This is a genomic window from Streptomyces siamensis, assembly GCF_039543605.1.
Taxonomy (GTDB): Bacteria; Actinomycetota; Actinomycetes; order Streptomycetales; family Streptomycetaceae; genus Streptomyces; species Streptomyces siamensis.
The window spans coordinates 100,504-113,266 of record NZ_BAABKB010000008.1 but is presented as its reverse complement, the minus strand read 5'-3'; the positions used below and the strand labels follow the sequence as shown (position 1 = coordinate 113,266).

General features: G+C 71.6%; 13 protein-coding genes. 7 read left to right on the top strand and 6 right to left on the bottom strand.

Annotated elements, in window-relative coordinates; genetic code table 11:
• Window positions 1–5: 5 nt before the first annotated feature.
• A complete protein-coding gene (locus ABEB03_RS14625) occupies window positions 6–812 on the bottom strand; it encodes a LysR family transcriptional regulator substrate-binding protein (RefSeq protein ID WP_345647581.1) in 807 nt (268 codons plus the stop codon).
• Window positions 813–897: 85 nt separating this feature from the next.
• Between ABEB03_RS14625 and ABEB03_RS14620 the strand changes: the two genes are divergently transcribed.
• The 6 genes from ABEB03_RS14620 (at window position 898) to ABEB03_RS14595 (ending at window position 6,367) form a co-directional block, all read left to right on the top strand.
• Window positions 898–1,311 carry a DUF5997 family protein gene (locus ABEB03_RS14620; RefSeq protein WP_345647578.1) on the top strand — a complete coding sequence of 138 codons (414 nt, stop codon included), beginning with the start codon at window positions 898–900 and terminating at the stop codon, window positions 1,309–1,311.
• A gap of 200 nt (window positions 1,312–1,511) precedes the next feature.
• A complete protein-coding gene (gene argC, locus ABEB03_RS14615; RefSeq protein ID WP_345647575.1) occupies window positions 1,512–2,540 on the top strand; it encodes an N-acetyl-gamma-glutamyl-phosphate reductase in 1,029 nt (342 codons plus the stop codon).
• A complete protein-coding gene (gene argJ / locus ABEB03_RS14610) occupies window positions 2,537–3,706 on the top strand; it encodes a bifunctional glutamate N-acetyltransferase/amino-acid acetyltransferase ArgJ (RefSeq protein ID WP_345647572.1) in 1,170 nt (389 codons plus the stop codon). The genes argC and argJ overlap by 4 nt, the downstream gene beginning before the upstream one ends.
• Entirely contained in the window at window positions 3,703–4,611 is a 909-nt protein-coding gene (gene argB, locus ABEB03_RS14605; RefSeq protein WP_345647569.1) for an acetylglutamate kinase, read from the top strand. The genes argJ and argB overlap by 4 nt, the downstream gene beginning before the upstream one ends.
• Window positions 4,608–5,807, top strand: coding sequence for an acetylornithine transaminase (locus ABEB03_RS14600; RefSeq protein ID WP_345647566.1), 1,200 nt, complete (start codon window positions 4,608–4,610; stop codon window positions 5,805–5,807). Before argB ends, ABEB03_RS14600 begins: the two co-directional genes overlap by 4 nt.
• A 17-nt stretch (window positions 5,808–5,824) precedes the next feature.
• Window positions 5,825–6,367: an arginine repressor gene (locus ABEB03_RS14595; protein ID WP_095933109.1), complete on the top strand. Its 543-nt coding sequence runs from the start codon at window positions 5,825–5,827 to the stop codon at window positions 6,365–6,367.
• Window positions 6,368–6,493: 126 nt separating this feature from the next.
• Here the strand turns inward: ABEB03_RS14595 and ABEB03_RS14590 are convergent, their stop codons facing one another.
• The 5 genes from ABEB03_RS14590 to ABEB03_RS14570 form a co-directional block, all read right to left on the bottom strand.
• Entirely contained in the window at window positions 6,494–7,282 is a 789-nt protein-coding gene (locus tag ABEB03_RS14590) for an FAD:protein FMN transferase (protein ID WP_345647562.1), read from the bottom strand.
• Window positions 7,275–8,063, bottom strand: a complete 789-nt coding sequence (locus tag ABEB03_RS14585; RefSeq protein WP_345647559.1) for an FMN-binding protein — start codon at window positions 8,061–8,063, stop codon at window positions 7,275–7,277. Before ABEB03_RS14585 ends, ABEB03_RS14590 begins: the two co-directional genes overlap by 8 nt.
• Before the next feature lie 19 nt (window positions 8,064–8,082).
• Window positions 8,083–9,420 (bottom strand): ferredoxin reductase family protein, encoded by a 1,338-nt coding sequence (locus ABEB03_RS14580; protein WP_345648293.1) that lies wholly within the window; start codon window positions 9,418–9,420, stop codon window positions 8,083–8,085.
• Between the two features lie 225 nt (window positions 9,421–9,645).
• A complete protein-coding gene (locus tag ABEB03_RS14575) occupies window positions 9,646–10,335 on the bottom strand; it encodes a L,D-transpeptidase family protein (RefSeq protein ID WP_345647556.1) in 690 nt (229 codons plus the stop codon).
• 3 nt (window positions 10,336–10,338) lie between these two features.
• On the bottom strand, window positions 10,339–10,926 hold the full coding sequence (locus tag ABEB03_RS14570) for a pyridoxamine 5'-phosphate oxidase family protein (RefSeq protein WP_345647553.1): 588 nt from the start codon (window positions 10,924–10,926) through the stop codon (window positions 10,339–10,341).
• Window positions 10,927–11,547: 621 nt separating this feature from the next.
• Here ABEB03_RS14570 and ABEB03_RS14565 point away from each other — a divergent pair.
• On the top strand, window positions 11,548–12,741 hold the full coding sequence (locus ABEB03_RS14565) for an argininosuccinate synthase (RefSeq protein ID WP_095933104.1): 1,194 nt from the start codon (window positions 11,548–11,550) through the stop codon (window positions 12,739–12,741).
• Window positions 12,742–12,763 lie beyond the last annotated feature (22 nt).

The following is a 12,763-nucleotide window of genomic DNA, read 5'->3' as shown; positions in this document are numbered from 1 at the left end:
CCGGGTCAGGAGCGGCGGCGCGGCTTGCCCCGCCGTGCCCCGCCCTTCGCGCCACCGGCCCCGCCCTTCGCACCGCCGCCGCGCCGGCCCTGCCCGCCCGACGTGCCGCCCGTGGACTTCTGCCGCGAGCCGCCACCGGTGCCGGACCGCTTGGGCGACGTCTTGGCGGCGGGCTCGGCCTTCGGCCGGGCGGCGGCCGGAGTGCGGCCGCGCGAGCTGTTCACGGTGCGGCCGCGGACGATCCCGATGAAGTCCTCCACCATGTCGGTGGTCTCGTCCGCGGGCCAGGACAGGGCGACGCGCGACTCCGGCGCGTCCGTGACGGGCCGGTAGGTGAGGTCCTTGCGGTGGTGGAGACGGGCGAGCGACTGCGGCACGACGAGGACGCCGATGCCCGCCGCCACCAGCTCGACGGCGTCCGCCGTGGTGGCCGGCCGCTCGAAGGCGGGCTTCCCCGGCAGGCGCTCCCATTCGAGGGTGTCGTCCAGGGGGTGCAGCACGATGTCGTCGGCGAGATCCTCCGTGGTGACCTCGTCGACGGCCGCCACGACGTGGTCCTTGGGGACCACGACCACCGTGGTCTCGGTGTAGAGGGGGATCGCGCTGAGATCGGTCCGGTCGACCGGCAGGCGGACGAAGCCCGCGTCGGCGCCCCCGCCGCGCAGCAGCCCGAACGCCTCGGCGGCGGTCACCGCGACCAGGGTCAGGGGGATGTCGGGAAGCCGCTCGTTCCAGATCCGCACCCACTTGGTGGGTGTGACCCCCGGAACGTAGGCGAGCCGGAACGAGGGGGGTGCTTCGGAGCCAGTCACCTCGTCAGGTTACCGGTCGTGAGGGTCGCGGCGGCGGGCAGAGGTCCTGGTCGGCGGTGCCTCGCACGCTCGTTACCCTTGACGCATGACGTCGCACCAGACCACCCAGACGATGAAGCCCGCCACCGCGGCCAAGAAGCTGGGTGTGTACCTCGAGGCCACCCCCGCCGAGTTCCGGGAGGGTGTCGTCTCGCGTGCCGAGCTGAATGCGCTGCAGGCCGACCCTCCGCAGTGGCTGCGGGACCTGCGCCGTGACGGCCCGCACCCGCGGCCCGTGGTCGCGTCCAGGCTGGGCGTCTCCATCGCCGGTCTTGCCCGGGGCGGGGTCACCGAGGCGCTCACCACCGAGCAGATCGAGGCGCTGAAGGCACAGGACCCGGAGTGGTTGCGGCGCGAGCGCGCCACGCAGGCGGATGTCCGCAAGGAGGCCGCCCGGATCAAGGAGAAGAAGGCGGAGCAGGCGGCCCGCGCGGCGGGAGCCGACGACTCGCGTTCCTGATCCGTCGCCGTCGACGGGGCGGCGGCGCCCGCGCGCCCCGTCCCGTCGTCCGAGCTGCCCCCGTGCCCTGCCCGGGTGCGTCGGCGGACTTCAGGGCTCGATGATTGTCATGGGCATGAATAGCGCTCCGCGTATTCATGCGGTGGATTGCATAAACGTGCATCGAAACGTATAGTCATGCCATCCAAGAGGAGGGTTCCATGACGGTACGAGCGGCAGTCGCGGGAGCGAGCGGGTACGCGGGCGGAGAGCTGCTGCGCCTGCTCCTCGTGCACCCCGGCATCGAGATCGGCGCCCTGACCGGCAACTCCAACGCGGGCCAGCGTCTGGGCGCGCTCCAGCCGCATCTGCTGCCGCTCGCGGACCGCGTGCTGCAGGAGACCACGACCGAGGTGCTCGCCGGTCACGACGTCGTGTTCCTCGCCCTCCCGCACGGACAGTCCGCCGCCGTCGCCGAGCGGCTCGGCCCGGACGTCCTCGTGGTCGACATGGGTGCCGACTTCCGGCTGAAGGACCCGGCCGACTGGGAACGGTTCTACGGCTCCGCGCACGCCGGGACCTGGCCCTACGGCCTCCCCGAACTGCCGGGTGCCCGCGCTGCGCTGGAGGGGTCCAAGCGCATCGCGGTGCCCGGTTGCTACCCCACGGCCGCCACGCTCGCGCTCTTCCCGGCATACGCGGCCGGGCTCGCCGAGCCCGAGGCCGTGATCGTCGCCGCGTCCGGCACGTCCGGTGCCGGCAAGGCACCCAAGGCGCACCTCCTCGGCAGCGAGGTCATGGGCTCCATGTCGCCGTACGGCGTCGGCGGCGTCCACCGGCACACCCCCGAGATGATCCAGAACCTCGGCGGGGCGGCGGGCGAGCCGGTCACCGTCTCCTTCACGCCCACCCTGGCGCCGATGCCCCGCGGCATCCTCGCCACGTGCAGCGCCAAGGCGCGGGACGGCGTCACCGCCGAGTCCGTGCGCACCGCGTACGAGAAGGCGTTCGCCGACGAGCCGTTCGTGCACCTGCTGCCCGAGGGACAGTGGCCCGCCACCGCGTCCGTCTACGGTTCCAACGCCGTTCAGGTCCAGGTCGCGTACGACGCCGCCGCGCACCGCATCATCGCGATCAGCGCCATCGACAACCTGACCAAGGGCACCGCGGGCGGTGCCGTCCAGAGCATGAACATCGCCCTCGGTCTCGACGAGACCACAGGGCTTTCCACGATCGGAGTCGCACCGTGAGCGTCACGGCAGCCAAGGGATTCCAGGCGGCGGGCATCGCCGCCGGGATCAAGGAGAACGGCAACCCGGACCTGGCCCTCGTGGTCAACGACGGTCCGCGCCGCGCCGCCGCGGGCGTCTTCACCTCGAACCGCGTGAAGGCCGCGCCGGTGCTCTGGTCGCAGCAGGTCCTCACCGGCGGCGAGCTGACCGCCGTCGTCCTCAACTCCGGGGGCGCCAACGCGTGCACCGGACCGAAGGGCTTCCAGGACACGCACGCCACCGCCGAGAAGGTCGCCGAGTCCCTCACGGCCGCGGGCACCGGCGAGGTGGGCGCGGGCACGGTCGCCGTGTGCTCGACCGGCCTGATCGGCGTCCTGCTGCCCATGGACAAGCTGCTCCCGGGCGTCGACCAGGCAGTCGCCCGGCTCAGCGCGCACGGCGGCGAGAAGGCCGCCATCGCCATCAAGACCACCGACACCGTCCACAAGACGTCCGTGGTGACGAAGGACGGCTGGACCGTGGGCGGCATGGCCAAGGGCGCGGGCATGCTCGCCCCCGGACTCGCCACCATGCTCGTCGTCCTCACCACGGACGCGGACGTCGACAGCCAGGCCCTGGACCGGGCGCTGCGCGACGCGACCCGGGTCACCTTCGACCGGGTCGACTCCGACGGCTGCATGTCCACCAACGACACGGTGCTGCTGCTCGCCTCCGGCGCCTCCGGCGTCACCCCCGACCACGCGGAGTTCGCCGAGGCCGTCCGCACCGTCTGCGACGACCTCGGCCAGCAGCTCATCCGCGACGCGGAAGGCGCCAGCAAGGACATCAAGGTCGAGGTGATCAACGCGGCGAGCGAGGCCGACGCCGTCGAGGTGGGCCGCTCGATCGCCCGCAACAACCTCCTCAAGTGCGCGATCCACGGCGAGGACCCCAACTGGGGCCGGGTGCTGTCTGCGATCGGCACCACCGCCGCCGCATTCGAACCCGAGCAGCTGAACGTCGCCATCAACGGTGTCTGGGTCTGCAAGAACGGGGGCGTGGGCGAGGACCGTGAACTCGTCGACATGCGCTACCGCGAGGTCCACATCGTCGCCGACCTCGCCGCGGGCGCCGAGACCGCCACGATCTGGACCAACGACCTCACCGCCGACTACGTCCACGAGAACAGCGCGTACTCCTCATGACGAACGTGACCCGGAAGCACACCGCCCTGCCCAAGGCGCAGACCCTCATCGAGGCGCTGCCCTGGCTGACCCGGCACCACGGCAAGACCGTCGTCATCAAGTTCGGCGGCAACGCCATGATCGACGACGAGCTGAAGGCCGCCTTCGCCCAGGACGTCGTCTTCCTGCGGCACGCGGGCCTCAAGCCCGTCGTGGTGCACGGCGGCGGCCCGCAGATCAGTGCCGCCCTCGACCGGCACGGCATCGTCAGCGAGTTCAAGGCCGGCCTGCGCGTCACCACCGAGGACGCCATGGACGTCGTACGGATGGTGCTCGCCGGACAGGTGCAGCGCGAGCTCGTCGGACTGCTCAACCAGCACGGACCGCTCGCGGTCGGACTGACCGGCGAGGACGCCCACACCATCACCGCCACCAAGCACCGGCCCGAGATCGACGGCGAACGCGTCGACATCGGACGGGTCGGCGAGATCACCGACATCGACACCGGTGCCATCGAGGCGCTTCTCGCCGACGGCCGGATCCCGGTCGTCTCCTCGATCGCCCGCTCCCAGGACGACGGACATGTCTACAACGTCAATGCTGATACGGCGGCTGCGGCTCTCGCTGCGGCACTTGGCGCCGAAACCCTCATGGTCCTCACGGACGTCGAGGGTCTCTACGAGGACTGGCCCGACAGCGACGAGGTGATCAGCCGCCTCACCGCCTCCCAGCTGGAGAAACTGCTGCCCGAGCTGGCCAGCGGCATGGTGCCGAAGATGCAGGGCTGTCTGCACGCCGTCCGTCACGGCGTCACCACGGCCCGCGTCATCGACGGCCGGGTCCAGCACTCGATCCTGCTGGAGATCTTCACCGACGAGGGCATCGGCACGATGGTCGTGCCCGACGCAGAGGGGGACGCCGTATGACCGGCAACGCGACGAACGCCGAACTCACCCAGCGGTGGCAGGGCGCGCTGATGGACAACTACGGCACCCCGCGGCTGCCCCTGGTGCGCGGTGAGGGCGCGAAGCTCTGGGACGCCGACGGCAAGCAGTACGTCGACTTCGTCGGCGGCATCGCGGTCAACGCACTCGGCCACGCCCACCCCGCGGTCGTCGAGGCCGTCGGCCGGCAGATCGCCTCCCTCGGCCATGTCTCCAACCTGTTCATCGCCGAACCGCCCGTCGCCCTCGCCGAACGGCTCCTCCAGCTCTTCGGCCGCGACGGCAAGGTCTACTTCTGCAACTCGGGCGCCGAGGCCAACGAGGGCGCGTTCAAGATCGGCCGGCTCACCGGCCGCACCCACATGGTCGCCACCACGGGCGGCTTCCACGGCCGGACCATGGGCGCCCTCGCGCTCACCGGGCAGCCGGCCAAGCAGGAGCCGTTCCTGCCGCTGCCCGGCGACGTCACGCACGTCCCGTACGGCGACGCGCAGGCACTCGCCGAAGCGGTGACCGAGGACACCGCGCTGGTGATCATCGAGCCCGTCCAGGGCGAGAACGGCGTCGTCGTGCCGCCCGCCGGCTACCTCAAGGCCGCCCGCGCCATCACCGCCGCCACCGGAGCCCTCCTCGTCCTCGACGAGGTGCAGACCGGCATCGGACGGACCGGCCACTGGTTCGAGTACCAGGCCCACGAGGGCGTCCTGCCCGACGTCGTCACGCTCGCCAAGGGCCTCGGCGGCGGGCTGCCCCTGGGCGCCACCGTCGCCTTCGGCCGGGCCGCCGCCCTGCTCAAGCCCGGCCACCACGGCACGACCTTCGGCGGCAACCCGGTCGTCTGCGCCGCCGGGCTCGCCGTGCTCGACACGATCGCGGGCGAGGGCCTGCTCGACAACGTGAAGCGGCAGGGCGAGAAGCTGCGCGGCTCGATCGAGTCCCTCGGCCACCCATTGGTCGACCATGTCCGGGGTGCGGGGCTGCTCCTGGGTATCGTGCTCACCGAGCCGCTCGCGCCCCAGGTGCAGCAGGCGGCTCAAGACGCCGGTTTCCTGGTGAACGCGCCCGCCCCCGATGTCGTACGGCTGATGCCACCGCTGAACCTCGGCGACGACGAGGTGGAGGCGTTCCTCCAGGCCCTTCCCGGCGTCCTCGACGCAGCCAACGGGGACGGATCCTGAGAAATGGGACGACGACGATGAGTCAGGCGCACGACCACGAGCCCGTCGGGCCTGCCGTGCCGCAGACCCGCACCGCACGCCACCGCCGGATCGTGGACATCCTCAACCGGCAACCGGTGCGATCCCAGAGCCAGTTGGCGAAACTCCTCGCCGACGACGGACTGAGCGTCACCCAGGCGACGCTCTCCCGGGATCTGGACGAGCTGAACGCGGTGAAGATCCGCAACAATGACGGCGACCTCATCTACGCGGTGCCGAGCGAGGGCGGTTTCCGCACCCCGCGCGCCCCGCTGGGCGAGTCGGCGAAGGAGGAGCGGATGCGGCGGCTCTCCGCGGAGCTGCTGATCTCCGCGGAGGCGTCCGCGAACCTCGTGGTCCTGCGCACCCCGCCGGGGGCCGCTCAGTTCCTGGCCTCGGCGATCGACCAGGCCGAGCTGCACGACATCCTCGGCACCATCGCCGGTGACGACACGCTGCTCCTGATCAGCCGCAACCCCACGGGCGGCCAGGCACTGGCCGACCACCTGCTGCGGCTGGCCCAGAACGGCAACGGGCACTGATCCGTGAGAGGCGGAGGGGCGCCCCCTGCCCGGGGGCGCCCCTCCGCTTCCCGCGTTCGTGATCCCGGCCGCGGGCCGTCCGCGGCCCCGCGCCGCCGGGCCGCGCGGCCCGGCGGGCTCTTGTGCTCACCCCAGGCGGTGGGCGAGACCGCCGGTGCACCTGACCTCGTCGCCCGCCGTGATGAGCAGCGCCTCGATGTCGGGGAGCGATTCCAGCCAGTCCAGAGCCTGCCGCGAGCCCATCGCGAACGCCGCCGTGGCCCAGGCGTCCACCCAGGTGAGCCGGGGGCCCACCACGGTCACCGCGACGAGATCGGTGACGGCGGACTTGCCGGTGCGCGGGTCGACGATGTGGGCGCCGCGCTCGGCGGTCCCGGACGTGGCCACGGCCAGCTCGGCGGCGCCGGCCGCGGAGACCACCGCGGCGAGCGACCCGGGCCGCAACGGGTCCGACACCCCGACCCGCCACGGGCGGTGCGGCCCGGGAACCCCGAACAGCTGGACGTCACCGCCGCCGTTGACACTCACCCCGCTCGCCCCGGCCGCGACGAGACGCTCCGCCGCACGCTCGGTGGCCCAGCCCTTGACGATCCCCGTCGGATCCAGCTGTCCCTCGTACGTCGTGCTGAACCAGCCGTCGCTCAGGCGCTCCGCCTCCGCGCCGAGGCCGAGCACCTCGGCCACCTCCGGGTCGCACTCCTCGACGCTCAGCTCACCACGTACCAGCCGGGTGATCTGGCTGTCGTCGCGGTAGGTGCTGAACACCTCGTCCACCCGGTGGAGTCCGGCGACCGCCTCCGCCAGTGCCGTCCGCACGGCCTGCGGCTCGCCTCCCCGTACGTCGAAGGAGAAGACCGTGCCCATGACCTCCTCGGCGTGACGCAGCGCGGGCGGCGCCGCGGCCGGCTCAGCCACCGGCCTTGTCCAGGGCGGACTGGAGGGATTCCTTGTAGCCGCCGCTGGTGTAGGTGGCTCCGGAGACGGCGTCGATGTCCGCGCTGCCCGCGGCGACGGCCTCCTGGTCGAGCTTCGGTACGGCATCGTTCGTCACCTCGCTGCTGCGTCCGCCGCTCGGGGCCTGCACGGCCTCCGACTTGGTGATCTTCCCGCCGTTCACGGTGATGCGGACCTGGACGGGTCCGTACTGGGTCTTCGCCACCTCTCCGGTGACGGTCCTCGCCTGCGCCGCCGCACCGCCGCCGGCGGGGGAGGACGGCGCGGACGCCGCTCCGCCGCCGGCGCTCTTCGCCTTGTCCAGGGCGGACTGGAGGGACTGCTTGTAGCCGCCGCTGGTGTACGTGGCTCCGGAGACCGCGTCGATGTCCGCGCTCTGTGCCGCCACCGCCGCCCGGTTCAGCCTCGGCACGGCCAGCTCGGTCTTCTGGTCGCTGGTCCCGCCGCTCGGCGCCTGCACGGCCTCGGCCTTGGTGATCTTCCCGCCGTTCATGGTGATGCAGACCTGGACGGGCCCGTACTGCGTCTTCACCACGTCTCCGGTGACGCTGCCGGACTGTGCGTTCGAGGCACCTCCCTGGGGCGATTCCTGGGCCGCGGCGCTCTGCTGCGGTGCCGCGCCGCCCGCCGCCGACGCGGACGCCGGGTCGGACGCGGGCTTCAGCGACAGCAGCAGGACGATCCCGGACACGGTGGCGGCGGTGGCGAGCACGACGCGCCGAATGGGGTGGCTCTTCTTCATCGCTCCTGACTCCCGTCGCTCACATCTCGAACGACTCGTGATGGATGCGGCGGGCGGGAACGCCCGCCCCGCGCAGTGCTTCGTAGACCTGCTGTGCGAAGCCGGGCGGCCCGCACAGGAACACGTCGTGGCGCTCGATGTCCGGCAGTTTCCGGCGCAGGCTGTCCGGCGAGATGTCCGGACGCTCACCCTCGGGACTGTTCACCGCGTACATCAGGCGGGCCCCGCGCTCCTTGGCGATGGCGGCCAGTTCGTCCCACAGGGCCAGGTCCTGCGTGCTGTTGGCCCGGTACAGGAGCGTCAGGTCGCCGGACGCGCCGGGCAGCGTCTCGAACAGCGCCCGCATCGGCGTGATGCCGACGCCGCCCGCCACCAGGAGCACCTTGCCGCGGCTGCGCCTGGACGCCGTCAGCGCCCCGTACGGGCCCTCGGCCCACACCCGGGTGCCGGGCTCCAGGTCGCGCAGCGCCTCGCTGTGGTCGCCGATCGCCTTGACGGTGATCCGCAGCATGGTGGGCCGGGGCGCGGCGGACAGCGAGTACGGGTGGGAGCTCAGCCGCATCCCGGGCGCCAGGAAGCGCCAGCGGAAGAACTGTCCCGCCTCCGCGCCCATCCGGTGCAGCTTGCGCCCGCTGATCAGCACCGACACGATCCCGGGCGTCTCCTCGATCACCGCCTCGACCCGCAGCCGGTGCTTCAGGTTGAGGCGGATCGGCGCGAGGATCCGGTACCAGACCACGAGCGCGGTCACCGATCCGTACAGCCCGTACCAGACGGTCTTCGCGGTCGGCTCGACGGCGAAGTCGTTCCCGGTGGAGAGCTGGTGCCAGAACGTCAGGAACACGGCCGCGTACGTCAGCAGGTGGACGTGGTACCAGGTGTCGTACGGGATCAGGCGGCGCACACCGCCGATCGAGATGAACGCGATGAGCACCAGCAGGCCCGTGCCGATGGCCGCCTTGCCCATGTCGGGCAGCTGGTTGACGGAGTCGACCGTCTGCTGCACGATCCCGCCGAGCCCCTTGCCGGACTGCAGGGCGTAGCCCCACATCGTCAGGAAGAGGTGGGCGAGGACCAGGCAGATCGTGTACCGGCCGCTCATGGCGTGCCAGCGGGCGACCCGGTCCGAGCCCACCCGCCGCTCCAGGGCGGGGACCCGGGCCATCTGGAGCACCACCAGTGCCATCAGATAGCCGGCGAGCAGCCCGGTGATCCGGCCCGCGTTCAGGATCCTGCTGTTGTCGTCCGCGATGGACGGGGTGTTGTTCCACCACAGCCAGACGACTCCTGCCGCGCCTGCCCAGACGGCGACGAGCAAGGGGACGGCGGGCGAGCGGCGTGGGCGGATTCGGCGCATGGTCTGGCGCCGCGCGGCGCGACCACCGGCGATCGTGGACACGGTTCCTCCGTGTGCGTCCGTGGGGACGGGGCGAGGGGAGTGGCTCCCTGGCCCAGAGATACGGCCCACGACCGCCGTGTGTTCAGCGGACCGCCGAGGACGTGCCGACCGGAGCCCGGAGGCCCGTGCCGCGGGTGCCCGTGCCGCGGGTGCCCGTGCCGCGGGTGCCCGTGCCGGGCGGGGCTAGTACGTGGTGATCGCCGTGGGGCCGTCCGCCGTTCCGATCGCGATGTGCGGGTCGCGCGCCGGATCGGCCCATGCCAGCACGCGCCGCATCGCCTCCCGGGACACGGACACACAACCGGCGGTCGCGCCGCGCCCATTGACGTGCAGGAAGATTCCGGCGCCGCGCCCGCGCACGGGCCGCGCGTAGTTGAAGCCGATCACGAAGGCGTGCTCGTACTGCTTCGTGTACGCGATCAGGTGCTCGGACTCGGCGGCGCGGCAGTCGGCGGGCCGGGGCTCGGTCCAGCGGTTGTACGAGCGGGAGTCGTTGTCCTGGCACCACCAGGAGTCCTGGTGCACCCGGCGGTACGAGGCCCGCGTCCCGCCGGGCGCGGGCCCGATGCCGAAGGCGTACGGGAGGTCGTACAGGCCCGTGGGGGTGGTGTTCGTGCCCTGGTGGCGTGAGCCGCCCTCGGTCAGCCCCTTCGCGCCGAAGCGGGCCGCCGCCGAGCCGGACTTCACCCAGTGCCCGTCGCGCAGGTCCCACCAGGTGAGCGTGCCCGACGTGGCGTCGGCGCGGGACGCCTCGGCGGTGATCAGCTGGGTGCCGCCGCCCGTGTCCGCCATCCGCTCGGGCAGGAGCGGCGGACCGCCCGGAGCCATCGCGAGGAGGGACACGGACGCGAGGGCGACGGCTCCGAGGCGCATGATTCAGAACGTACTGGGCGGCAGCGGCAACGGCAGTCCGGGAAGGCCGTCCAGGCTGCTCGCGATGTGCTCCTTCTTGGTGAAGTACGCGCTCAGCGAGGCGTCGTCCTCGCGGGCGAAGCGCTTCCCGTGCAGATCGCGGTCCGACTCGTACTCCATGAAGGGCACCGCGTAGCCGCAGGAGTCCCGGACGAGCTCGGCGCTCACCACGATGATCGCGCGCAGGCCGTGCGAGGCCGGGTCGATGTCCGGGAAGTGCCCGAGCAGTTCGCCGAAGCGCGGGTCGTCGCGGAAGACGGGTTCGCCGTGGCCGTGCAGCCGGACGATGTTCGGCGGCCCCTGGAAGGCGCACCACATGAGGGTGATACGGCCGTTCTCGCGCAGGTGCGCGATGGTCTCGGCGTTGCTGCCCGCGAAGTCCAGATAGGCCACGGTGAGCTCGTCGAGGACGGCGAACGATCCGCTGAGTCCCTTGGGGGAGAGATTGATCGTGCCGTCCCCGGACAGGGGCGCGGTCGCGGTGAAGAAGAGGGGCTGCGCCTCGATGAAGGTACGCAGGCGGCCGTCTATGCGCTCATAGGTCTTTCCCATGTCTAACGATTATCGGGGAAAGTCTTTCGTCTGTCTAAGGGAATTGTGCGTTCCGATGCACCGCCGCCGCCCCGGCGAGCGCGGAGCCGGAGATCAACGCTCCGGACAACACCACGGCGGACGCGCCGCCGATCAGCGCCACGCGGCGCCTGTGGTACTTCGGAAGAGCCCTGGACATGCGGGAGCCTCACTCTGGTCGGGGGAGGGGGACCGTCCGGCGGTCGTCCGGTCGGTCTGTTCGGTCCTCGGTCGGTCCTGGTCGTTCCGGCGTGTACGGGCGCGGCGCCTGCGTCCGGGGAGAGGTCCGGGAAAGCGCGTTCCACGGTTCGGACACCGGTCTAAATCTCGATCCGACGTGTCCGCGGGGCACCCGCCCGGCCGTCGCGCCGGTGCCCGGGCGGCGGGTCCGACGCGTCCGGGCCGTCACCCGCGCGGCGCATCCCGCCATGTCCTCGCCTGGGGGTCGTCGGCCCGCGCATACCCGCCTGACCTGGCCTTCCGGCGTGCATGGCGGGTTGCCTCTGCCGTCCGGTCCGGCACATCCGACCTACTCGGATTGACGAACCATGCAGACTCCTGCATACTCATGCATGTCAGCGAATGCACTGTGAGGAGAAACCCGTGACCGAGCGCGTCGTACTCGCCTACTCGGGCGGCCTGGACACCTCCGTCGCCATCGGCTGGATCGCCGAGGAGACGGGCGCCGAGGTCATCGCCGTTGCCGTGGACGTCGGCCAGGGCGGCGAGGACCTGGACGTCATCCGCAAGCGCGCGCTCGCCTGCGGTGCCGTCGAGGCCGAGGTCGCCGACGCCAAGGACGAGTTCGCCGACGAGTACTGCCTCCCGGCGATCAAGGCCAACGCCCTCTACATGGACCGCTACCCGCTGGTCTCCGCCCTGTCGCGGCCGACCATCGTCAAGCACCTGGTCGCCGCCGCCCAGAAGCACGGCGCCAGCACGGTCGCCCACGGCTGCACCGGCAAGGGCAACGACCAGGTCCGTTTCGAGGCCGGCATCGTCGCCCTCGCCCCCGACCTCAAGTGCATCGCCCCGGTCCGTGACTACGCGATGACCCGGGACAAGGCGATCGCCTTCTGCGAGGAGAAGCAGCTCCCGATCGCCACCACCAAGAAGTCCCCGTACTCCATCGACCAGAACGTCTTCGGGCGTGCCGTCGAGACGGGCTTCCTGGAGGACATCTGGAACGCGCCGATCGAGGACATCTACGAGTACACCTCGAACCCGGCCGAGGTCCGCGAGGCCGACGAGGTGATCATCACCTTCAAGCACGGCGTCCCGGTCGCCATCGACGGCAAGGCCGTCAGCGTCCTGCAGGCCATCCAGCAGCTCAACGAGCGCGCGGGCGCCCAGGGCATCGGCCGGATCGACATGGTCGAGGACCGGCTCGTGGGCATCAAGTCCCGCGAGGTGTACGAGGCTCCGGGCGCGATCGCCCTGATCACCGCCCACCAGGAGCTGGAGAACGTCACCGTCGAGCGCGAACTGGCCCGCTACAAGCGGCAGGTCGAGCAGCGCTGGGGCGAACTGGTCTACGACGGCCAGTGGTTCTCCCCGCTCAAGCGCGCCCTGGACGGCTTCATCGACGAGGCCAACCAGCACGTCAACGGCGACGTCCGGATGACCCTGCACGGCGGTCGCGCCGTCGTCACCGGCCGGCGTTCCGAGTCGTCGCTCTACGACTTCAACCTCGCGACGTACGACACGGGCGACACCTTCGACCAGGCCGCGGCCAAGGGCTTCATCGACATCTACAGCCTGTCGTCGAAGATCGCCGCGAAGCGGGACCTCGGCTAGAGCCCGGCACGGCCTGCGAGAC

Coding starts and splice junctions, on each gene's coding strand:
- ABEB03_RS14620 (WP_345647578.1), top strand. CDS start 898: ATGACGTCGCACCAGACCACCCAGACGATGAAGCCCGCCACCGCGGCC.
- argC (WP_345647575.1), top strand. CDS start 1,512: ATGACGGTACGAGCGGCAGTCGCGGGAGCGAGCGGGTACGCGGGCGGA.
- argB (WP_345647569.1), top strand. CDS start 3,703: ATGACGAACGTGACCCGGAAGCACACCGCCCTGCCCAAGGCGCAGACC.
- ABEB03_RS14600 (WP_345647566.1), top strand. CDS start 4,608: ATGACCGGCAACGCGACGAACGCCGAACTCACCCAGCGGTGGCAGGGC.
- ABEB03_RS14595 (WP_095933109.1), top strand. CDS start 5,825: ATGAGTCAGGCGCACGACCACGAGCCCGTCGGGCCTGCCGTGCCGCAG.
- ABEB03_RS14585 (WP_345647559.1), bottom strand. CDS start 8,063: ATGAAGAAGAGCCACCCCATTCGGCGCGTCGTGCTCGCCACCGCCGCC.
- ABEB03_RS14580 (WP_345648293.1), bottom strand. CDS start 9,420: ATGCGCCGAATCCGCCCACGCCGCTCGCCCGCCGTCCCCTTGCTCGTC.
- ABEB03_RS14575 (WP_345647556.1), bottom strand. CDS start 10,335: ATGCGCCTCGGAGCCGTCGCCCTCGCGTCCGTGTCCCTCCTCGCGATG.
- ABEB03_RS14570 (WP_345647553.1), bottom strand. CDS start 10,926: ATGGGAAAGACCTATGAGCGCATAGACGGCCGCCTGCGTACCTTCATC.